Origin of the sequence: Rhodococcus sp. BP-160 (assembly GCF_019836205.1) — a bacterium.
Classification (GTDB): Bacteria; Actinomycetota; Actinomycetes; order Mycobacteriales; family Mycobacteriaceae; genus Rhodococcoides.
Map to the genome: position 1 here is coordinate 827,081 of NZ_JABUEK010000001.1, position 20,261 is coordinate 847,341.

Genomic DNA, 20,261 nt, shown 5'->3' on the forward strand with positions numbered 1-20,261 from the left:
CGGCTCAGCGCTTCCTGCGGGCGCTCAGATAGTCGCTCACCACCGCGGCACCGAGTCCGTCCAGATCGGGTGCGACGACCCGCCCGCCCACGCGCTGGGCCATCCGGTCCACGACGCGGGCCAGACCGGGATCGTCTCCCAGCCGGAAGATCGTCACCTGCGCACCGATCTTCGCCAGGGTGTCGAGCTCCCTGACCGTCAACCCGAGGGTCCGCGGATGCGGCGGATAATCGAAGAAGGCGTGGCCGTCCGGTTCGAGATGGGCGGTCGGCTCGCCGTCCGTGACGATGAGCACCACGGGTTGGGCGTTGGGATTGCGCCGCAGGTGCGCCGTGGCCAGCATCAGCGCGTGGTGCAGGTTGGTGCCCTGGTCCCACGCGCCGTCGAGCCCCGCCAGTTCCGACGGTGTGAGCGTCTGCGCGTGTCGTCCGAAACCGATCATCGTCAGATCGTCGCCGCGGAACCGCGTGCTGACGAGGTGATTCAACGCCAGCGCCGTCCGCTTCATCGGAACCCAGCGACCCTCCATCACCATGGAGAACGACGTGTCCACCAGCAGGGCCACCACGGCCTGTGACCGTTGCTCGGTCTCGCTGATCTCGACGTCGGTGACGGCCAGACGCACTCCGGTCTCGCCGTCTCCGCGAGGTTCCGTCGCGGTGCGCAGGACGGCGTTGGTCACCGTCCGGACGACGTCCCACGGCTCGGTGTCACCGAACTCCCAGGCGCGCGACGCACCGGTGGGCTCGCCCATCGCGCCCGCTCGGCGGGTGTCACGCTCACCGCGGCGCGATGCCATGCCGCCCGCGACGTCCTTCAGAGCCGATCGCCCCAACTGCCGCATGGCCTTCGGGGACAGGCGCCACTGTCCGTCGGCCCCCTTGTCGAGGAAACCCTCCTGCTGCAACGCCTTCTCCAGGTCCGCCAACGTCCGCGCGTCCGCGGCCGCCTCCGGACCCAGTTGGCGCAGCAACGCATCGGCGTCGATGTCGTCGAGCGCCGCACCGTTGTACTGCTGCGAGAGCTGGTCCCCCAGCTCCTCGAGTTCGGCGATGTCCTGCAGCACACCGGTCCCGTCGCCGAGTCCCATGCCCTCCTGACCGCGGAACTTCTGGGCGGAGTCCCAGTCCTCCCCCGGCCGGGCCGACTGCAGATTCGCGTCGAGTCGCGACAGCTGGTCCATCAGGTCCTGGCTGCCGAAGGCCTGCTGCGCCAACGCGTCCAGCTCGGCACGCTGCTCCGCGGAGAGCGAGTTCCGCAGCCTCTGCGCTGCCGCGGACCGCTCCGCGAGAGCATCGATCAGGTCGTCGATGGTCTCGGGATTCTCGGGGAAGAACTCACCGTGATCGCGCATGAACTTCTCGAACTGCTCGTCGGTGTTCTCCCCGCGCGCATGGGCGTCGAGCATGTCGTTGAGATCGGACAGCATCTCGGCGACCCGAGCACGGTCCTCCTCGGTGGCCCCCTCGAGTGCCTGCTTCATGCCCTTGAAGCGTTGATCGAGCACCTCGCGGCCGAGCAGATCCTTGATCTTCTCGTAGTTCTCCCGCGCCTCGCTGCTGCGCCAGTCGTAGTCGGCGAGCTCCTGCACGGCCTGCGCCGTCGACGGAGGCAGTTCGGCGATCTGCATCTCCTGGAAGCGGGCGTCGTCGTCCAGCGCACGGGCCAGGGTCTTGCGCTCCTCGAGGACCGCCTCGTCCAACAGCTCGCGCACCTCCTGCAGGGTGCCGTCGAGATTCTTGTTCTTCAGCAGTTCCCGCCGACGACGGTTCGCCCGCGCGGCGAGATCGTCCAGGCCGCGCATGTTCTTCGTCCCGCGACGCAACATCTCCTGCATCGCGCGGCGCGGCGACGCACCTTCGAGAACGTCCTGACCGATCGCGTCGAGCGCCTCCCGCAGATCGACGGGTGGCGCCAGCGGATCCGGACCGTCGACGTACGGCCCGTACCGGGAGTTGTGGCCCGCCATCAGCTGTACACCGTCTGCCCGTCGTCGCCGGTGTCCTTGCCGATGCGACGTGCGAGGTAGAGACCCTCGAGCGCGAGCTCGACAGCCGCGGCGCGCTCACCGTCGGAGGTCGCGCCCAGACGCTCGGCGATCTCGTCGATGACAGGAAGATCCGGCAACTCGTTCAGCAGCACCTTCGCGGTGACTCGATCACCGGTGATCACGGGCTCACCCTGCTCGACGGCCGTGACGAGAGGGCCCAGGTCGATACCGCCGAGCGAGTCCCGTGCGGTGTCGGCTGTGGCCCGCCGCAGCAGGTGGTTCAGAACCTCGATCTCCCGTCCCTCCTCGCCCGACTCGAACTCCACCTTGCCCCGCAGGACGTCGACGATCGTCTGGGTGTCGACGGGTCGAGCCACCGGATCGGACTCGCCCAGCACGGCGGCACGGTGCACGGCGGCCGCGCCGACGGTCTCGGCGGCGGCGACGGCGAACCGAGCCGAGACGCCGGAACGCTGGTCGACCGACGGCGATTCACGCAGCAGCCGGGTGAACCGCGCCAGCACCTCGAGCACGTGCGGCGGCACGACTGCGGTGAGGTCGGCCTCCTGCTCGATGACCGCGATCTCGTCGGTCAGCAGGATCGGATAGTGGGTGCGGATCTCGGCGCCGAACCGGTCTTTCAGCGGAGTGATGATCCGACCGCGGTTGGTGTAGTCCTCCGGGTTCGCACTCGCGACGAGGAGCACGTCGAGGGGCAACCGCACCGTGTAGCCACGGATCTGGATGTCGCGCTCCTCCATCACGTTGAGCAACGACACCTGGATGCGCTCGGCGAGGTCGGGCAGCTCGTTGATCGCCACGATTCCGCGGTGGGTACGCGGCACGAGGCCGAAGTGGATTGTCTCCGGATCGCCCAGGCTGCGGCCCTCGGCGACCTTCACGGGGTCGACGTCGCCGACGAGGTCGGCCACCGACGTGTCCGGGGTCGCCAGCTTCTCCGAGTACCGCTCGGAGCGATGGCGCCAGGACACCGGCAGATCGTCGCCGAGTTCGGCTGCCCGGCGGATCGAGGCGGGGGTGATGGGGTCGTAGGGATGCTCACCGAGCTCGGAGCCGTCGATGACGGGCGTCCACTCGTCGAGCAGCGTGGCGAGGGTTCGGAGCAGGCGGGTCTTGCCCTGCCCGCGCTCGCCGAGGAGAACGACGTCGTGCTGGGCGAGGAGTGCGCGTTCGATCTGCGGAAGGACGGTGTTCTCGAATCCGAGAATGCCGGGCCATGCGTCGCGGCCCTCGCGCAGGGCGTCGAGCAGGTTGTCGCGGAGTTCGTTCTTGACTGTCTTCTGGACGTGTCCCGACGCGCGGAGTTCACCGAGGGTGGTCGCGCGCGGGTGTGGATCTCGACTACTGGGAGACTGGGTCACCCTTCCAACGTACGAGCGTCGAGCCGTTTCGGCACGTGCACAGCTCGATCAGTGCCCCGACGGGTCCGTCAGGTCCTTGCCCTCGGCGTTCTTGACGCGCTTGCGTTCGAGCAGGATCACCGTCAGACCGGCGGCCCAGAGGATCACGGTGGCCGGGAACAGGATCATCACCCACCCCTCGAAACCGCCTCCTGCGGCAGTGAGCCCGAGACCCATGGCCCCGAGGCCCAGTGCGATGAGGAAGTAGCCGGGCCAGTTCCGGGCATCGGCGATGGCCTCGCCGGCGTGTGCGCGGAAGGTCCGCTCGTCGTCGCGAGGCTCGCGCTCCGAGCTGCCCTCCTTCATTCCGCCGTCCGGGTCGCCGTCACGGTGGTCCTGAGTCATGGCCCGCGTCTACCCTCGCCGAGAACAGACCAAACACGATGTGGCCTCCTGCCGGTAGCGTCGAGCGGTGACCGAGACCAGTGCATACGACTTCACCGCCACCACCATCGACGGCGAGCCCGTCGACCTCGCCGCCTACAAGGGCAAGCCGCTCCTCATCGTCAACACCGCCTCGCAGTGCGGATTCACGCCGCAGTACGAGGGCCTCGAGGTGCTGAACAAGACGTACGGGCCGCAGGGGCTGGTGGTTCTCGGCTTCCCGTGCGATCAGTTCGGGCATCAGGAGCCCGGCGACGCCGACGAGATCAAGAACTTCTGCTCGCTGCGGTACGACGTCACGTTCCCGATGCACGAGAAGATCGAGGTGAACGGCGACGGCGCGCACCCTCTCTACAAGTGGCTGCGCGACCAGAAGTCGGGCGTGCTGGGCAGCCGGATCAAGTGGAACTTCACCAAGTTCCTCATCGACGCCGACGGCAAGGTGGTCGACCGTTTCGGGCCGACCACCAAGCCGGAGAAGCTCGCGAAGCCCATCGAGAAGGTTCTCGCGAAGGGCTGAGCCCGCGGGGTTGAAGTTCGGGGGGTCGAAGTTCGGGGGGTTGAAGTTCGGGGGGTTGAAGTTCGGGGGGTCGAGGTTCGTGAGAGGTCAGTGCGCGAAGTGGCGTGACCCGGTCAGGTACATGGTCACGCCCGCCTCGCGCGCTGCCTCCACGACCTCGGTGTCGCGGATCGATCCGCCGGGCTGCACCACCGCCGCCACCCCCGCTGCGGCGAGGATCTGGAAGCCGTCGGGGAACGGGAAGAAGGCGTCCGACGCGGCCACGGCGCCCGTGGTGCGGTCGCCGGCGCGGCGCACGGCCAGTTCGGCGGAATCGACCCGATTGACCTGTCCCATGCCCACTCCCACGGACGCACCGTCCGCGGCGATGAGGATGGCGTTGGACTTGACGGCGCGGCACGCCTTCCAGGCGAACTCGAGGTCGGCCAGCACTGCCTCGTCGGCGGGCTCGCCCACGGCCAGGGTCCACCCCGACGGATCGTCGCCCGCGGCGTCGAGACGGTCACGGTCCTGCAGCAGCAGGCCGCCCGAGATCTGCTTGATCTCCGGCACCGCCGTCGGCGGCTCGCACACGAGGACGCGGATGTTCTTCTTGCGCTGCAGCACTCCCAGCGCGCCGTCGGCGTAGGACGGGGCGATGATGACCTCGGTGAAGATCTCGGCGACCTGCTCGGCCATCTCGACGGTGATCTCGCGGTTGGACGCGATGACGCCGCCGTACGCGCTCACCGGATCGCAGGCGTGCGCCTTGCGATGCGCCTCGGCGATGGAGCCGGACGCCGACACCGCGATGCCACACGGGTTGGCGTGCTTGATGATCGCCACGCACGGGAGATCGTGGTCGAACGCGGCACGCCAGGCGGCGTCACCGTCGGTGTAGTTGTTGTACGACATCTCCTTGCCGTGCACCTGCTCCGCCTGCGCGATGCCGGCGGGAGCGGACGGGTCGACGTACAGAGCGCCGGCCTGGTGCGGATTCTCGCCGTAGCGCAGAACCGAGGCGCGCTCGTAGGTCGCGCCCATCCATGCCGGGAAGTGCTCGGACTCGTCGGAACCGCCGGCGACGAGGACGTCGGTCATCCAGGACGCCACCGCGACGTCGTATGCTGCGGTGTGCTGAAACGCCGTGGCGGCCAGCGCGATTCGCTGCTCGAGCGTGAAGCCGCCACCCTGCACCGCGGTCAGCACGTCGGCGTAGCGAGCGGGATCCACCACGACCGCCACCGACGGATGGTTCTTCGCCGCGGCGCGGACCATGGACGGGCCACCGATGTCGATCTGCTCCACGCACTCGTCCGAACTCGCACCGGACGCCACCGTCTCGGTGAACGGGTAGAGGTTGACGATGACGAGCTCGAACGGAGCGACGCCCAACTCGTCGAGCTGCGCGAGGTGTTCCGGCTTGCGCGTGTCCGCCAGGACGCCGGCGTGCACGCGCGGATGCAGCGTCTTCACGCGGCCGTCCAGGGTCTCGGGGAAGCCGGTGAGGTCTTCGACCCGAGTCACCGGTACGCCCGCGGCGGCGATGCGCCCGGCGGTCGATCCGGTGGACACGATCTCCACCCCGGCGGCGTGAAGGCCCACGGCCAGCTCGTCCAGACCGGTCTTGTCGTAGACGCTGACGAGTGCGCGCGAGACGGCGCGCGTGTTCTCTGGGTTAGTCACTGGGGATCTGGGCCTTTCGTCCATCGGTGATGACTCCGCGTGTGGCGACGGCGGCGACCACGTCGATCAGCAGCCGTCGTTCGACGATCTTGATGCGCTCGTGCAGCGACTCCTCGGTGTCGCCGTCGAGCACCGGAACAGCTTCCTGCGCCACGATGGGCCCGGTGTCCACACCGTCGTCCACCAGGTGGACGGTGGACCCGCTGACCTTCACACCGTGGGCGAGGGCGTCGGCCACCGCGTGCGCGCCCGGGAACGACGGCAGCAGTGCGGGGTGGGTGTTGACGATGCGGCCACCGAAGCGTGCGAGGAACACCGGCCCGAGGATCCGCATGAATCCCGCACTCACGACGAGATCCGGTGACCAGGAGTCCACGACCTCGGTGAGGGCGGCATCCCACTCCGCACGCGAACCATGGTCCGACACGGCCACTCGCCGGGACGGCAGCCCTGCGCTCTCGGCGCCGCACGGGCGATCCACCACCACGGCGACGACCTCGGCCGGGAACTCGGGAGCGGACGCGGCCTCGACCAACGATCCGAGCAGTGATCCGACCCCCGAGGCGAGGACGACGACGCGGGCCGGGAGGTCCCGCCCGGGTGTCGAACGCGGGGCAGACAGCGTGCTTCTCCTCAGCTGCTCGGGCGGGTCAGGTGCTCTGTCGGCGTGGGATCACGCCGACAGGAAGCCTAGACGGCCGCCGTTCGCCTCCTCGATCGGCCTCGCTCGGGGAGGACGCGCGTCAGGGAGCGGTGTCGGTGCCGCCGGGCTTCTCGGGCTCGGCCGACTCGTCCGGCAGGTCGACGATCTCGGCGTCGACGACGTCCGCCTCCACGGCATCGTCTTCGGTCTCGACGGTGTCGGTGTCGGTGGTCTCGGCTTCGGTCTCGGCTTCCACGATGTCCGTGTCCGTCGGCGCGGCGTCCGGGGCTGCGGGGAGGGCGGCCGGCTCACCGAGCATCGATGTGCCCGCGGAGTCGTCGGATTCACTCTCCTCGGCTTCGTTGTCCTCGTGCCATCCGTGGATGTCGTGGCGCCGCATCGACCAGGCGGTGACGGCCGCGGTGAGCGCGCCCACCACGAGGCACCACGCGAAGGTGGTGACGCCGAGGAGCGGCGCGTCGACACCGAGATGGCCGAACGTTCCCACCGAGCCACCGGCGACGACGCCGATCAGGACGGCCGCCACGCTCACGCAGACCGCGGCGGCGGCGGCACTGCGCACCGCGTCCGCCAGGGACGTCGTCGCACGAGCACACGCACGCCCGAGCACCACGGCGGCGAGTGCGGGGACGACGAGCATGACCGGCCACCACACCTGGGCCGACGATTCGGGCATGACTGCCAGCACCGGGACGGCAGGAAGCTGACCGCCGGTCGTCTCGGTGACGGAGACCATCGCCGCGCCCACGTGGGCGGACGACCCGGTGACGACCGACGACGCGGCCACCACGATGTTGGGCAGATACAGCACCGAGATCGCGGTCAGGCCCAGCGCTCCGCCGATCCCGCCGCCGGTCTCGAGCAGCGTGCCGAGCGTGGAGAAAGACAGCGCGAGAGAGGCGGCGACGACGACGGCGCCACCGGCGAGCAGTACCGCGCCGGCACGCGCCGCGGGAGCGAAGGACGCTGCGAGCCACGGCGGCAGTACCACCGTGCGCATGAGTGCGGGCCAGGTACCGCGGATGCAGCCGATCGCCGCACCGATGCCGTGCACGAGGATCACCCACCCGAAGGTGGCGAGTGCGTTGGGCGTGCTCAGGGCGATGACGGTGGACGCGTCGTGAATCATCGCGAGCATCACCGCCGCCATCGCGAGCGGACCCGCGATCGCCGCGCCGACGACCCATCCGATGTCGCGACGGGTGGAGGCGTCGGTCAGTGGCCGCGCGACCGCCGACGACACCGCGTGCACCAGCACGAGAGTGGGCAGCAGCGGAAGGATTGACAACGTCGCACCGGCGATGCCCAGCGGCACCTGATGCACGGCCAGCCACGTGGCGGCCAACGCGCCGAACGTCCCCGTCAGGTCGCTGTTCGCGGAGACGAGCGTCACCAGCACCACGGCCGTGACGACGGCCAGGAGTAGCCCGACGGGCCGGAACGCCACGGTGAGCAGCATTCGAGCCTCGTCGGGATTCGGACCGAAACGGCCCCGCGTGTGCGGTTCGCGATCGAGTAGTGAGGTCATCACCGATCAGGTTCTCACCGTCGGCGCGGTGGAGAACCTAGGCGCGCCGACGACGCGGTTCAGCGGCGGTCGTCCGACCGATCGCCGAAGTCGAGTGCGCGGGTGGCTTCCGGTGCCTGCTGCTCGGGCGCCTGCTGCTCGGGTGCCTGTTGCTCGGGCATGTGCTCCTCCGTGCTCGGCTGCTGCGCGGACGACTGCTCACCGGTGGGAGGTGTCGCGGACTCCGCCGATGCGGCGTGCTCGGGGGCGGTGTCCGCGGCGGTCTGGCCGACCGGCTGCCCGTAGCGCTCGGTCGGGGCGCTGTAGGGCGATCCGTAGCCCTGCGGCTGGCCGTACCCCTGCTGACCGTAGGCGCCGGGCTGCGCCTGACCCTGCTGGCCGTATCCATGCGGCTGCCCGTAGGCACCCGGCTGGCCGTAACCCTGGGGCTGCCCGTAACCCTGCGGCTGGCCGTATCCCTGCGGCTGCCCGTAGGCACCCGGCTGCCCGTACCCCTGGGGCTGGCCGTAACCCTGCGGCTGGCCATAGCTCTGCGGCTGCCCGTAACCCTGCTGGCCGTATGCCTGTTGGCCATATGCCTGCTGCCCGTAGTTCTGCTGGCCGGGACCCTGCTGTCCCGGGCCACCCGGCTGGCCGAACTGCTGCTGCTTCGGAAGCGGCGCCGGAACCGTCACGACTCCCGAGTCGACGAGAAGCGCACCGACGGCCGCGGCCACCTGCACGATGGCCAGGATCAGCACCAGGATCGACCCGATGCCGATACCGACGCGGACGGTCTCACCGAAGGCGGTGAACGCCGCCCCGCGGTTCACCAGCTGGAAGATGAGCGTGAGCAACGCGGTGACGGACAGCGCCGCGACCAGTCCCCGCGACGTCGTCTGCCGCGGCAGGAGGCCCGTGGCCGTGACGAGCGCAGCGAGGAGGAGCAGCGCCACGGACGTCGGGTCGCCCAGCTCGCGTTCGAAGAAGTTGGAGGACTCACCGCCGAGCGCGAACTGCGCGGACAGACCGAGCAGGAACGCGAGGACACCGGTGCCGATGACGACGTACGACGCGATACGGGCGACCTGCGTCGTGCGCGCCGCGATCTGCTCGGTCGTGTTGTCGTCGGCGACGGCCGCGTCCGCGTCGACGGACGGGGTTGCAGCGCCGTCCGTGCGGTCGATCGACGCTGAACGGTCGTCGACCTGCCCGGTCTCCGTGGACGGGTCTCCGAAGGTGGTCGTCCGCGGGTCCGTCCGGCCGTGGTCGTGGTCGGGTCCCCCTGGTGAGAAGGTCATCTCGATTCCTCTTCCTCGGTGCTGGTCGTCGGTCGGCCGCCGACTGCGGCGGCCGCGCCGCTCACCAACACTACGGACCCGCGGTGAGTGACTCCTCGCTCAGGCGACGCCGACGGGTTCGCGGTCACTCGCCCGCGCGGCCTCGATCTCTCGCACCAGCGGCAGAATCTTCGCTCCGAAGTACTCGATCTCCTCCTGGAAGTGCAGGAAACCGCCGAGGATGAGGTCCACGCCGCGGTCGCGGTAGTCGACGATGCGCGTCGCCACCTGTTCGGGCGTACCGATCAGTTGAGTCTTGAAGCCGTCGTTGTACTGCACGAGGTCCTCGAAGCTCGAGTCTGCCCACATGCCCTTCTTGTCCGACGTCGAACTGCCGGCTTGCTGCACGGCACCGCGGAACCCCTCGACTGCCGGCTTGTTCGCCTTCTCGATGATCTCGCGGAGGGTGTCCCTCGCCTCCTTCTCGGTGTCGCGGGCGATGATGAAGCCGTTGAGACCGAACTTCACCTCACGCTGATGGGCCTGTGCGACGTGCCGCACGTCGTCGATCTGCTCGGTGATGCCGTCGAAGTCCTTGCCGTTGGAGAAGTACCAGTCGGAGTACCGACCTGCGTTCTCCCGTGCCGCCGACGAATTACCACCCTGGAACAGTTCGGGATTGGGACGCGCGGGCGTGTTGAGCGGTTTCGGCTTGAGCGTGAAGTCGTGGATGCGGTAGAAGTCGCCGCGGAAATCGACGTCGTCCTCGGTCCAGATCTTGCGCAGCACCTGCAGGAATTCGGCGCTGCGTCGGTAACGCTCGTCGTGTTCGAGCCAGGGCTCACCGAGATGCGTGAATTCGTCCTTGAACCATCCACTCACCACATTGATGGCGAAGCGTCCGTTGGAGAGATGGTCCGCTGTCGCACCGAGTTTCGCGAGCACGGCCGGTTGCCAGAGCCCGGGATGCACGGCAGCGATGACCTTGAGGCGCTCGGTCGCGAGGAGCAGTCCCAGACTGAAACTCGTGGACTCGTGCTGGAACTCGGCTCCGTAGCTGGCCTCGTACCGGACCTGGCTCAGCGCGTACTCGAACCCGTTGTTCTCCGCCGTCTGCGCGAGCTTCTTGTTGTACGCGAACTCCCAGCTGGTGCGTTGCTCGATGTCGCTGGTGACGAGGCCACCACTGACGTTGGGCACCCAGTAGGCGAACTTCACTTCGTCGGCGATCTTCTCTGTACTCATGCAGTCCTCGGTTCGATGATAGTGCGCGACATATGATTTCAGGAGTACCAGGTGGGTTGCGGCAACTCGCCGGTGAGCACGTGGCGGCCGACCTCACGGCGCTTGTAGGCCACCGGATCGTGCAACGTGTGCGTGCGCACGTTGCGCCAGAAACGGTCGAATCCGTGACTCGACGCGGTGGCGCGGGCGCCGAGCCCCTCGAAGATGCCCGACGTGATCTCCAGGGCGACCTCCGTGGCGCGTGCCTTCGCCGCGGCGACGCGCACCTCGTGCTCGCCGCGCTCGTGCTCGGTGACGGCCCAGGCGTTCTCGTGGATCCGCTGCTGCTCCGCGGCCACGGCGTCCGCGAGAGCCTCTGCGGCCCAGAGCTTCCCGGTCAAGTCTCCGTACAGGTCGATGATGTAGGGCTCGTCGAGCGCGTTGTCCACGGTGCTGTGCAGCCACGCTCGCGTGGTGGTACGCGTGTAGTCGGCAGCGGTCTCGAGGGCTCCGCGTGCGATGCCGAGGTAGAAGTTGACGAACACCAGCTGGATGATCGGGACGTTGAGGGTGTTGTAGACCCGCGGCTCGAACGCCTTGTTCGCGAATCCGGCGGCCGAGCTCCAGTCGGTGCGGACGTGATCGATGGTGACACTGCCACTCTCGGTGCGACGCTGACCGATGTTGTCCCAGTCGTCGTGGAACGTCAGGCCCTCGGAGTTCGACGGAACAATGGCGAAGACGTGGGTGTCGGTACCGGCGAGCACCCCCTCGAGCACGGTCACGTCGGAGACACGACTGCCCGTGGAGAACGTCTTGGCACCGTTGTAGACGATCGTGTCGCCCTCGTCGGTGATCTCGACGTCGTTGTCGCGCGGGTTGACCGCGCCACCGAAGAACCAGGTGTTCTCGGTGGCGGCTTGTTCGACGGCAGCGATCTGCTCCTTCGTCCCGACCAGACGTGCCGCCCAGAACCACAGCAGGTGGTAGCCGAGCAGCTGTCCGATCGACCCGTCGGCGGCGGCCACGGCGCGGATCACCTGGTAGGCGGTCTCCCAGGTCTGCCCGCCACCACCGAACTCGATCGGCCCGAGGATCGTGACCAGACCGGACTCCTTCAACAACGTCACCTCCTCGTGCGGCGCCTCGGTGGCGCGATCACGGGCGACGGCGTCGACGGCGAGGATCGCGGCCACCTCGTGGGCACGGTCGATCCATTCCGCGGACGTCGTGGGAGCGGTGGTCCAGCGCGGTTCGGTGGCGGCGCCGGCGGGGCGGGTGTCGGTGATCGTCATGCCCGGAAGTACATCGCCCGAGTCGATGCGGAACCACCGTTGCGCTCTGGGTGATTCGAACGGTTCGCTCACTCGCCGGGTGCGGTGAAGTAGTCGGTGCCGTGCGAGTCGCGGACATGGACGATCCCGTCCCGGAGCATGCGGTGGTGCCACTGCCGCCGGGTCTTCAGGCCGTGGTGCCGACGGCACAGCGGCGCGAGGTTGCCGGTGACGGTCCAGCCGCCTCTCTCCGGGTCGGTGTGGTCGAACGGGACGACATGGTCGAGGTCGCAGTCCTCGCTGGGCACAGCACATCCCGGATGAACGCACGTCGAATACAGGGCTGTCACCAGCGCCGCGACCGCCTCGGACGGCCGGTAGGTCAACGCCCCGGCCGGGGGTACGGCGAAGCCACCGTGGCCGTCGGGGTCGGCTACGGCGCGGTCCAACACCGATGGTGGGAGCGCGCGGAGATAGTCGACCTGCTCCCTGGCTTTGCGGGCTGTCGTGCTGCCCAGCTTCCCCGCGGTCGGTGTCCAGCCTGCGCGCATACGGCGGGTGCGGCGGACTTCCCGACCCGTGATCGGCACAGGCGGGTCGGGGACGGTGGGTGGGTCGTGCTCCGGGCAACGGCAGCTGCATCCCGCCCGCGGTTCAGTTCCGCGGGCTGCGGTGATGAGTGCTTGCCACGTCGCATCCCCGGCGATCCTCCGTGCAGTGTCCGCAGGAACCGGACCCCAGCCGACGAGGTGACCGGGTTCCCCTGCCAACCCCGCCGCCGTGGCGGCGTCGAGGACGATGACGGCATGATGGGCCGGTGCGGCCGGCGACGGCGCGTGGGCGCAACTCTCGTCAACGCAGTCGCACGGCAGAGGTGTGCCGGTGATGATCGCGTGCGCAGCGTCGAACAACCGCGCCGGCAGCGAACTCGGATCGCACACCCCTCGGGCCGCCTCGACGATGGCCCGCTTCATCCCGGCAATCTGCTCTGCGGGGCCACGAACCTTCAGCTCGGCTTGACCTCGCGGCAGCTTCCTGACCGAGACGTACCGTTCCGTCGTCGCGCGCTCCCGAGCGATGCGGTGCCACTCCGCGTCGAACTCCGCGAGGATCCGGTCGACCGCCGCTGCCACCGCACCCGGAGTGCACCTCGACGCGGCAGCGATCATCCGCTGCAGCAGCGCTTCGGTGGCGTTCGGAACCCCGGCCACCGACCTGCACACCGTCCGGAACGCCGCATACGACAACCGGCCCGCATCGAACGCCTCCGCCACCGCAGGATGCGCGGTGCGAATCAGGAACAGCCACTCGGTCACCGTGCGCGTCGACACCGACAACGCCGCCGCGACCTCCGCCACCGCACAGATCTCAGCAGCCTCGGCATCGAACACCCCACCCGGACCGAGCACCGCAGGCCGCCGCGACGACTCCTGCACGTACGCACACGACGCCGACACGGTCCGGGCGAACGACGCCTGAGCGTCGACCTTCGCCGACACCACCACATCCGTCGAAACCTCTGCGTCGTACACGAATTCACCCCCCGGTGATGCCCCGATCAGACCGCCCCCCGACGACCTGAACAGACAGTAACCCACCCCACCGACACACTTTCGGGTCACGCCGTCGGATGCGCGCTCCAGCTCCTCGATCCGTTTCGGCCGTCGATACATGCGCGGACATTGAGCGCAGATCGCCTTTCCACCAACACATTCCGTGCCCGAGAACACGGCCGGTCGTACTGACCGGACACGTCGATCGAGCTCGAGGCGTCCCGATCGGCGGTCAACTGGATGGGGGTGAGTGTGTTTCGGCCAGGACTTTCGCGAGTTGGCTGATGCGTGTGCGGGCTGCGTCTGGGGCGAGGACCTCGATGTGGTCGCCGAATTGCAGCAGTTGACGCACCGACTCGATGTCGGGGTAGCCGACGACGACGATGCATGTTCCGTTCTCCGGATCGGATACATCGTGGATGCGTGTCCCGAGGATGCGCCGCGCCAAGTCGAGGCCGTGTTCCGGCAGGCGAAAGGTCACGCTCACATGACCTCGACCCTCGGTGCGGTCCTTCAACGCGGCCCATGTGGTGCGGAGGGTTTCTCCGGGTCGGAGAGAGACTGGCGCGTCGAGTTGTTCGAAAGCCGCGAGTCGGTCCAGAGAGAACAGTCGTCCATCTCCTCGGTGGTCGGCGACGAGGTACCAGCGGCCGGACTTCGCCACGATCCCGTACGGGTCGACCACACGTGTCGAGGCCTCACTCTCGGCGCTCCGCCGGTATCGGATTCGCAATCGGCGTCGGTCCTGCAGGGCCGATGCCAGATCGGCGACGTCGACCGCTGCTTCTGAATCGGCAAACCACGGGGTGCTGTCCACCAGCACGAGGTCCGCCAGTCGCAATGGGCTCGTGCCCGTGGATGTCGCGGCCTGGCGGGCGGCGATCTTGCGTGCTGCCGACTCCCACATCGCCGACAAGCCCATGCGCTCACGTTGCGTGCTGTCCAGACCCGCCAGAGAAAGGGCTTCCAACTCCGGTGGTTCCAGGTGGGACGCGTTGAGCCGCGCACCGGGGAGCAGGACGATTCCACCGCTGCGGCCACGTTCGGCGTACACAGGCACTCCTGCTGCCGAGAGCGCCTCGACGTCCCGCAGCACGGTCCGCCGCGATACTTCCAGACGCGCGGCCAGCTCCGTGGTGGTGATGCGTTGGCGGGTCTGCAGCAACAGCAAGAGGTGCAGCAATCGGGAGGCCTTCATGCGTCCGATCTTCGCAGAAAAGGTGACAGGTTCTGTCGTGATAGGCCGGTCCACTGTGGCGGTACCGAGAATTCACCGAGTCGAGGAGCTCCTGTGCCCGCACCGAACCTGTTCCTGATCGGCGTCCGCGACGCCGAGACCGCTACCAGCTTCTACAGCGACCTGTTCGAGATCGAACCGACCTTCATCAGTCCCCACTATGTCGCTTTCCAGGTAGCCCCCGGCGTCTTGTTCGCGCTGTGGACCGGCTACAGCGAGCACCTGGCCCCGGACACTCCACGCACGACCGAGGTCGGACTGATGGTCCCCGGGTCGGCGTCTGCCGTCGACGAGGTCTTCGCGAACTGGGTCTCGAAGGGAGTCCGTGTCGTCGACGAGCCGAACGACGCGGTCTTCGGCCGCACATTTGTGGTCAGCGACCCCGACGGCAACCTCATCAGGGTCTCGCCGATCGACTGATCTACCGAACGACGACCACCTTCCCGACAGTGCCGCCACTTTCCACCCGCCGGTGCGCGTCCTGCAGGGTCTCCACGTCGAACGGTGACAGAGTCGTGGTGCGGGTGCTCCGCAGAGTTCCGTTGTCGATGAGTCGCGAGACCTCGTCGAGGATGGCGTGCTGAGAAGTGCTCTCCGGCAACGACAACGGCACCGTGAACATCAGTTCCCAGTGCCAGGTCTGGCTCTTGGCCTTCAGCGGCATCAGGTCCAGGCCGACCGGATCGTCGATCGCCACGACCTGACCGTGCACTGCCATCACCGCGGCGTAGGCGTCGACATTGCCCTCGGAGAACGGGGAGAACACGTACTCGACGCCGTCCGGCGCCAGGGCACCGACCTCGTCCACGAGGGAGTGCCGATCCACCACGTGATGGGCGCCCATCTCCATTGCCCAGTCGCGGGATTCGCCGCGCGATGCCGCGGCAACAACGGTGAGCGAGGTCAGTGCCCGGGCGAGCTGGATGATCATCGACCCGGTACCGCCGGCGGCCCCCATCACGAGAAGTGTGCCGGTGCTGTCTTTCCCGAGTCCGAGCCGGACGAACAGCGATTCCCAGGCGGTGATGGCGGTCAGCGGCACGGCCGCGGCGTCCTCGGCGGACAGTGACGACGGCGCATGGCCGACGATCCGCTCGTCGACGAGTTGGTACTGGGCGTTGCTGCCGTCCCGAGCTATGGATCCCGCATAGAAGACTCGATCGCCGGGCTCGAAGATTCGGGCGTCGGAACCCACCGCGACGACCTCACCGACGGCGTCGAAACCGAGGACCTTCGGGCCGTCGGACGGATCGAAGGACGAGCGAACCTTCGTGTCCACCGGATTGACGGACACCGCGTCGACACGTACGAGAACGTCGAATCCGGTGGGCGACGGAGTCTCTCGCTCGATCTGCACGAACGGCGAGTCGGGTTCGACGGAGACGATGGCGGAGTGAGTCGCGGGAATGCTCATACCTCGACGGTAGTCCCCCGGAACGACACGAGGGAGGCAAGCTTCCCGAGCGGGAAACCGGCCTCCCTCGTGTGAGAGAAGAAAGAGTGACTACTTCTTCTCGAGGATCTCGCGCGCGAGGGCAGCGGTCTCGGACGGCGTCTTGCCGACCTTCACGCCGGCCGCCTCGAGAGCGTCCTTCTTGGCCTGAGCCGTTCCCAGCGAGCCGGAGACGATGGCGCCGGCGTGGCCCATGGTCTTGCCCTCGGGAGCGGTGAAGCCGGCGACGTAACCGACGACGGGCTTGGTGACGTGCGCCTTGATGTAGTCGGCTGCACGCTCCTCGGCGTCGCCACCGATCTCGCCGATCATGACGATGATCTCGGTGTCGGGATCGTTCTCGAACGCCTCGATGGCGTCGATGTGCGTGGTGCCGATGACCGGGTCGCCGCCGATGCCGATGGCGGTGGAGAAGCCGAAGTCACGGAGCTCGAACATCATCTGGTAGGTCAGGGTGCCCGACTTCGAGACGAGGCCGATGGGGCCCTTGCCGGCGATGTTGGCGGGCGTGATGCCGACCAGTGCCTCGCCGGGGGTGATGATGCCGGGGCAGTTCGGCCCGATGATGCGGGTCTTCTTGCCCTTTTCGACGTTGTAGGCCCACGCGTACGCGCTGTCCTGCACCGGGATTCCCTCGGTGATGACGACGAGCAGCGGGATCTCCGCGTCGATGGCCTCGACGATGGCGTCCTTGGAGAATGCCGGCGGCACGAACGCGATGGACACGTCGGCTCCGGTCTTCTCCATGGCCTCGGCAACGCTGGCGAACACGGGCAGCTCGACGTCGGAACCGTCGGCTGCGGTGTGCTTGACCGTGGTCCCGGCCTTGCGAGCGTTGACGCCGCCGACGACCTGCGTGCCGGCCTTGAGCATCAGGGCGGTGTGCTTGGTGCCCTCGCCGCCGGTGATGCCCTGGACGATGACCTTGTTGTTCTTGTTCAGGAAAATAGACATAGTTTCGGTGCCCTCTACTTCGCAGCCAGCTCGGCGGCCTTGTCGGCGCCTTCGTCCATGGTCTCGGCCAGTGTCACCAACGGGTGCGCAGCATCGGCGAGAATCTTCCGGCCTTCTTCGACCTTGTTGCCGTCCAGGCGGACGACCAGCGGCTTGGAGGCGGTGTCGCCCAGCGTCTTCAGAGCGCCGACGATGCCGTTGGCAACCGCGTCGCACGAGGTGATTCCGCCGAAGACGTTGACGAACACGCTCTTGACCTGCGAGTCGCCGAGGATGACGTCGAGGCCTGCGGCCATGACCTCTGCCGAGGCGCCGCCGCCGATGTCGAGGAAGTTGGCGGGCTTGACTCCGCCGTGCGCCTCACCGGCGTAGGCGACGACGTCGAGGGTCGACATGACCAGTCCGGCACCGTTTCCGATGATGCCGACCTGTCCGTCGAGCTTGACGTAGTTGAGGTCGTTCTCCTTGGCCTTCGCTTCGAGTGGGTCCGCCGCGTCGGCGTCCTCGAACTCGGCGTGGCCCTTCTGGCGGAAGTCCGCGTTGGCGTCCAGGGTGACCTTGCCGTCGAGGGCGAGGATCTGGTCGTCCGGCGTGCGCACGAGGGGGTTGACCTCGACGAGCAGCGCGTCTTCCTTGATGAAGACGTCCCACAGCTTCTGGATCGTGTTGGCCGCGGCGTCGAGCACCTCGGCGGGAAGCTTGCCGGCCTCGGCGATCTCACGCGCGAAGGCGAGGTCGACACCCTTGACGGCGTCGACGGGGATGCGGGCGAGCGCGTCCGGGTTCTCCTCGGCGGTGACCTCGATCTCGACACCACCCTCGACGGAACACATCGCGAGGTAGGTGCGGTTCGTGCGGTCGAGCAGGAAGGAGATGTAGTACTCCTCCGCGATGTCGCTGGCTTCCGCGACGAGAAGCTTCTTGACGACGTGGCCCTTGATGTCGAGTCCGAGGATCGCTTCCGCGTTCGCCTCGGCCTCGGCGACGTCCTTGGAGTACTTCACGCCGCCGGCCTTGCCGCGGCCGCCGACCTTCACCTGGGCCTTGACCATGACAGGCTTGCCGATTTCTTCGGCGATCTGTCGTGCACCGGCGACCGTGTCGGTGACACGACCTGCCGACGTCGGAACCTCGTGCTTGGCGAAGAGTTCCTTCGCCTGGTATTCGAAGAGATCCATCAGCTCACCATCTCGTCTGCGTTGACGCCCGCTCGAGGGGTAGGAGCGGGTCCGACTTGCGACTGTAACTTTCCACCGAGAGGCCTGATCGACAGCCCGTCGAACTTGTGGTTCAGATCACCGACCTGCGCCGACATCTACTCGCCAGTACGAAAAAATCCCGCCGCCACCAGCGCCGATGCCGCAGCGCCGACAGCGGTCACGAAGGCCCCCGACGACGCCGTCACGTCGGGGCCCGCGCCGCCGAGGATCGGGCTCAGCGCGACACCCGCCAGAGCCACCGCGGAACCGATCTGGAGCGCCGCGGCGCGCGACGCCCGAGCGCGGGCCGCGACGGCGGCGCCGATCAGGACGGCGGCCACGAGTACCAGCCGCCCCCACACGTCCCACCCCCACGGCAGCGCCCCGATCCAGCCGCCGGTCTCCCCAACCACGTCGTACTGCGGCAGGAGCAGCCCCAGTGCGGCGACCCCGGCCGCGACGGCCAGCGCGGCTGCGAGGGGGCGCGAGGCCCCGTCCAGATCGCTGGTGTCGACGCCGTCCCGCTCCGAGGCGCCCGCCGCGGCGACGAGCGCGAGCGTGAGCAGACCGAGCAGCGTGCCGACGACCAGCAGCCAGCCGCCCGCACCGACGGACACGCCGTCGATACCGACGCCCAGCACGAGCGCCTGCAGCACCGCGGCCGCGAGCGCCAGATGGCCCGTGACGATCAGCGGCACCGCAGGCCGCACCGCGGCGGCGAACTCCGAGAAGAGCAACAGCACGCCGCCGACGACGGTCACGACGGCGTACGCGGCCACCGCCCGATCCCCCACCACCGTCGGGACGGAGCCGGTCGAGACGTCGAGAAGCGGCAGGACGGCGCCGACACCGAGAGCGATGCCCGTCAGGACCGTCACCGCTCCCGCGACGACGTGCCGCCGCGTCGAGTTCGAGGGAGCGGCGGACCGTGCGAGCCGGGGCACGGAGGTCGTGGGTCCGGAGGTCGCGCGCGCCGTCGCCACCGTGGCCACGCCGAGGACGAAGAGCCCGCCGACTCCGACGACCGTGCCCGCGCCGAGGTCGATGCGGTCGCCCGCCCCCAGCGCGGCAGCCAGGCGGACGCCGACGACGGTCGCCGACGCCGCGACCACACCGGTCAGTGCGCCGACCGCCGCGGACCTGCTGGTCGACGAGAACGCGTAGGCCACACCCACCAGCACCGCGACCGCGGACAGTCCACCGCCGAGAGCCGACGCGACGGGTCCGGCGACCGGAGCGGGAGCGAGGACGACGGCATCGGTGCTCACGTACGCGGGCAGGAGGAACGAGGCGGCGAGTGCGAGAGCGCCCGCGACCCCCGCGGCGACCACGACCGATGCCGATCGATGAGCGACGGGATCCTCGTCGACGTCGTCCCACTCGACCGTCCGCGCCAGCGCGAGTGCCGCCAGCGCCCCGGCGACGACGACGAGCGCGTGCCCGAGCGTCACCACCACGGCTCCGGGGCCCGCCTCCAGCGCGCCGGCCGAGATCGGACGGAACAGCTCCAGCCGGTCGGCGTCGATCGCTCCGACGAACAGCTGGAGATCGGACACGATCGATCCCAGTGCGACGGCGCCCAGCGTCGCGAGCACGGGGAAGACGATCGGCCGGATCGCGCGCACCAGGAGCAGCAGAGCGATCGCTGCCCAGAGCGCCGACGAGACGGCGGCCGCGCCCCGCACCGGGGGGCCCACGTCGGCGCCGCCGACGACGGGAACGTACGGAGCGGCCGCCACCGCCAGCGCTCCGACGACTCCGAGTGCGCGGGCACCGAGCCGGACGGGGTCGGACGCGGAACCTGAGGTACGACGGCCCGCGGATGTCGGCTGTGTCACGATGACGAACGGTATCCGGTCCTCGTGTCCGCCGATCGTGCTGCCGCTCGCCTCGATCACAGGAAGATCACCGATGTGCCTGATCGGCGTCGGGACTC

The 20,261-nt window shown here is 68.6% G+C and carries 17 protein-coding genes; 2 read left to right on the top strand and 15 right to left on the bottom strand.

Annotation, left to right across the window (positions count from 1 at the left end):
* Positions 1 to 4 precede the first annotated feature (4 nt).
* The 3 genes from HQ306_RS03890 to HQ306_RS03900 are packed head-to-tail and all read right to left on the bottom strand — an operon-like array spanning position 5 to position 3,756.
* A complete protein-coding gene (locus tag HQ306_RS03890) occupies positions 5 to 1,969 on the bottom strand; it encodes a VWA domain-containing protein (RefSeq protein WP_222627687.1) in 1,965 nt (654 codons plus the stop codon).
* A complete protein-coding gene (locus tag HQ306_RS03895) occupies positions 1,969 to 3,372 on the bottom strand; it encodes a sigma 54-interacting transcriptional regulator (protein WP_222627689.1) in 1,404 nt (467 codons plus the stop codon). Before HQ306_RS03895 ends, HQ306_RS03890 begins: the two co-directional genes overlap by 1 nt.
* A 48-nt stretch (positions 3,373 to 3,420) precedes the next feature.
* On the bottom strand, positions 3,421 to 3,756 hold the full coding sequence (locus HQ306_RS03900) for a hypothetical protein (protein ID WP_081821049.1): 336 nt from the start codon (positions 3,754 to 3,756) through the stop codon (positions 3,421 to 3,423).
* A 67-nt stretch (positions 3,757 to 3,823) separates the two neighbouring features.
* Here HQ306_RS03900 and HQ306_RS03905 point away from each other — a divergent pair, with 67 nt between their 5' ends.
* Positions 3,824 to 4,315 (top strand): glutathione peroxidase, encoded by a 492-nt coding sequence (locus tag HQ306_RS03905; RefSeq protein ID WP_204866400.1) that lies wholly within the window; start codon positions 3,824 to 3,826, stop codon positions 4,313 to 4,315.
* 87 nt (positions 4,316 to 4,402) lie between these two features.
* On the opposite strand, the gene purH is transcribed toward HQ306_RS03905, so the two are convergent.
* The 8 genes from purH to HQ306_RS03945 form a co-directional block, all read right to left on the bottom strand.
* Positions 4,403 to 6,004: a bifunctional phosphoribosylaminoimidazolecarboxamide formyltransferase/IMP cyclohydrolase gene (gene purH, locus HQ306_RS03910; protein ID WP_222627691.1), complete on the bottom strand. Its 1,602-nt coding sequence runs from the start codon at positions 6,002 to 6,004 to the stop codon at positions 4,403 to 4,405.
* Positions 5,973 to 6,617: a phosphoribosylglycinamide formyltransferase gene (gene purN / locus HQ306_RS03915; RefSeq protein ID WP_222629067.1), complete on the bottom strand. Its 645-nt coding sequence runs from the start codon at positions 6,615 to 6,617 to the stop codon at positions 5,973 to 5,975. Before purN ends, purH begins: the two co-directional genes overlap by 32 nt.
* A gap of 106 nt (positions 6,618 to 6,723) precedes the next feature.
* Positions 6,724 to 8,172, bottom strand: a complete 1,449-nt coding sequence (locus tag HQ306_RS03920; protein WP_222627693.1) for a DUF6350 family protein — start codon at positions 8,170 to 8,172, stop codon at positions 6,724 to 6,726.
* 59 nt (positions 8,173 to 8,231) lie between these two features.
* A complete protein-coding gene (locus HQ306_RS03925; protein WP_222627695.1) occupies positions 8,232 to 9,452 on the bottom strand; it encodes a DUF5336 domain-containing protein in 1,221 nt (406 codons plus the stop codon).
* A 99-nt stretch (positions 9,453 to 9,551) separates the two neighbouring features.
* Positions 9,552 to 10,676, bottom strand: a complete 1,125-nt coding sequence (sfnG, locus tag HQ306_RS03930) for a dimethylsulfone monooxygenase SfnG (protein ID WP_222627697.1) — start codon at positions 10,674 to 10,676, stop codon at positions 9,552 to 9,554.
* A 38-nt stretch (positions 10,677 to 10,714) separates the two neighbouring features.
* Complete coding sequence (locus HQ306_RS03935; RefSeq protein ID WP_222627699.1) at positions 10,715 to 11,950, bottom strand: acyl-CoA dehydrogenase family protein; 1,236 nt, start codon at positions 11,948 to 11,950, stop codon at positions 10,715 to 10,717.
* Positions 11,951 to 12,018: 68 nt separating this feature from the next.
* Positions 12,019 to 13,461: an HNH endonuclease signature motif containing protein gene (locus tag HQ306_RS03940; protein WP_222627701.1), complete on the bottom strand. Its 1,443-nt coding sequence runs from the start codon at positions 13,459 to 13,461 to the stop codon at positions 12,019 to 12,021.
* Between the two features lie 253 nt (positions 13,462 to 13,714).
* On the bottom strand, positions 13,715 to 14,680 hold the full coding sequence (locus HQ306_RS03945) for a YafY family protein (protein WP_056446982.1): 966 nt from the start codon (positions 14,678 to 14,680) through the stop codon (positions 13,715 to 13,717).
* A 93-nt stretch (positions 14,681 to 14,773) separates the two neighbouring features.
* On the opposite strand from HQ306_RS03945, the gene HQ306_RS03950 reads away from it, so the two are divergent.
* A complete protein-coding gene (locus HQ306_RS03950; RefSeq protein ID WP_222627703.1) occupies positions 14,774 to 15,139 on the top strand; it encodes a VOC family protein in 366 nt (121 codons plus the stop codon).
* A gap of 1 nt (position 15,140) precedes the next feature.
* Here HQ306_RS03950 and HQ306_RS03955 read toward each other — a convergent pair whose 3' ends face one another.
* From HQ306_RS03955 to HQ306_RS03970, 4 genes are all read right to left on the bottom strand, one after another.
* A complete protein-coding gene (locus HQ306_RS03955) occupies positions 15,141 to 16,133 on the bottom strand; it encodes a zinc-binding alcohol dehydrogenase family protein (protein WP_222627705.1) in 993 nt (330 codons plus the stop codon).
* Positions 16,134 to 16,223: 90 nt separating this feature from the next.
* Positions 16,224 to 17,126, bottom strand: a complete 903-nt coding sequence (gene sucD, locus HQ306_RS03960; protein ID WP_027504157.1) for a succinate--CoA ligase subunit alpha — start codon at positions 17,124 to 17,126, stop codon at positions 16,224 to 16,226.
* A 14-nt stretch (positions 17,127 to 17,140) separates the two neighbouring features.
* On the bottom strand, positions 17,141 to 18,304 hold the full coding sequence (gene sucC / locus HQ306_RS03965) for an ADP-forming succinate--CoA ligase subunit beta (RefSeq protein ID WP_056446972.1): 1,164 nt from the start codon (positions 18,302 to 18,304) through the stop codon (positions 17,141 to 17,143).
* A gap of 137 nt (positions 18,305 to 18,441) precedes the next feature.
* Positions 18,442 to 20,163 carry a hypothetical protein gene (locus HQ306_RS03970; RefSeq protein WP_222627707.1) on the bottom strand — a complete coding sequence of 574 codons (1,722 nt, stop codon included), beginning with the start codon at positions 20,161 to 20,163 and terminating at the stop codon, positions 18,442 to 18,444.
* Positions 20,164 to 20,261: the final 98 nt, after the last annotated feature.

Coding starts and splice junctions, on each gene's coding strand:
- HQ306_RS03890 (WP_222627687.1), bottom strand. CDS start 1,969: ATGGCGGGCCACAACTCCCGGTACGGGCCGTACGTCGACGGTCCGGAT.
- HQ306_RS03900 (WP_081821049.1), bottom strand. CDS start 3,756: ATGACTCAGGACCACCGTGACGGCGACCCGGACGGCGGAATGAAGGAG.
- purH (WP_222627691.1), bottom strand. CDS start 6,004: ATGGACGAAAGGCCCAGATCCCCAGTGACTAACCCAGAGAACACGCGC.
- HQ306_RS03920 (WP_222627693.1), bottom strand. CDS start 8,172: ATGACCTCACTACTCGATCGCGAACCGCACACGCGGGGCCGTTTCGGT.
- HQ306_RS03925 (WP_222627695.1), bottom strand. CDS start 9,452: ATGACCTTCTCACCAGGGGGACCCGACCACGACCACGGCCGGACGGAC.
- sfnG (WP_222627697.1), bottom strand. CDS start 10,676: ATGAGTACAGAGAAGATCGCCGACGAAGTGAAGTTCGCCTACTGGGTG.
- HQ306_RS03935 (WP_222627699.1), bottom strand. CDS start 11,950: ATGACGATCACCGACACCCGCCCCGCCGGCGCCGCCACCGAACCGCGC.
- HQ306_RS03945 (WP_056446982.1), bottom strand. CDS start 14,680: ATGAAGGCCTCCCGATTGCTGCACCTCTTGCTGTTGCTGCAGACCCGC.
- HQ306_RS03955 (WP_222627705.1), bottom strand. CDS start 16,133: ATGAGCATTCCCGCGACTCACTCCGCCATCGTCTCCGTCGAACCCGAC.
- sucD (WP_027504157.1), bottom strand. CDS start 17,126: ATGTCTATTTTCCTGAACAAGAACAACAAGGTCATCGTCCAGGGCATC.
- sucC (WP_056446972.1), bottom strand. CDS start 18,304: ATGGATCTCTTCGAATACCAGGCGAAGGAACTCTTCGCCAAGCACGAG.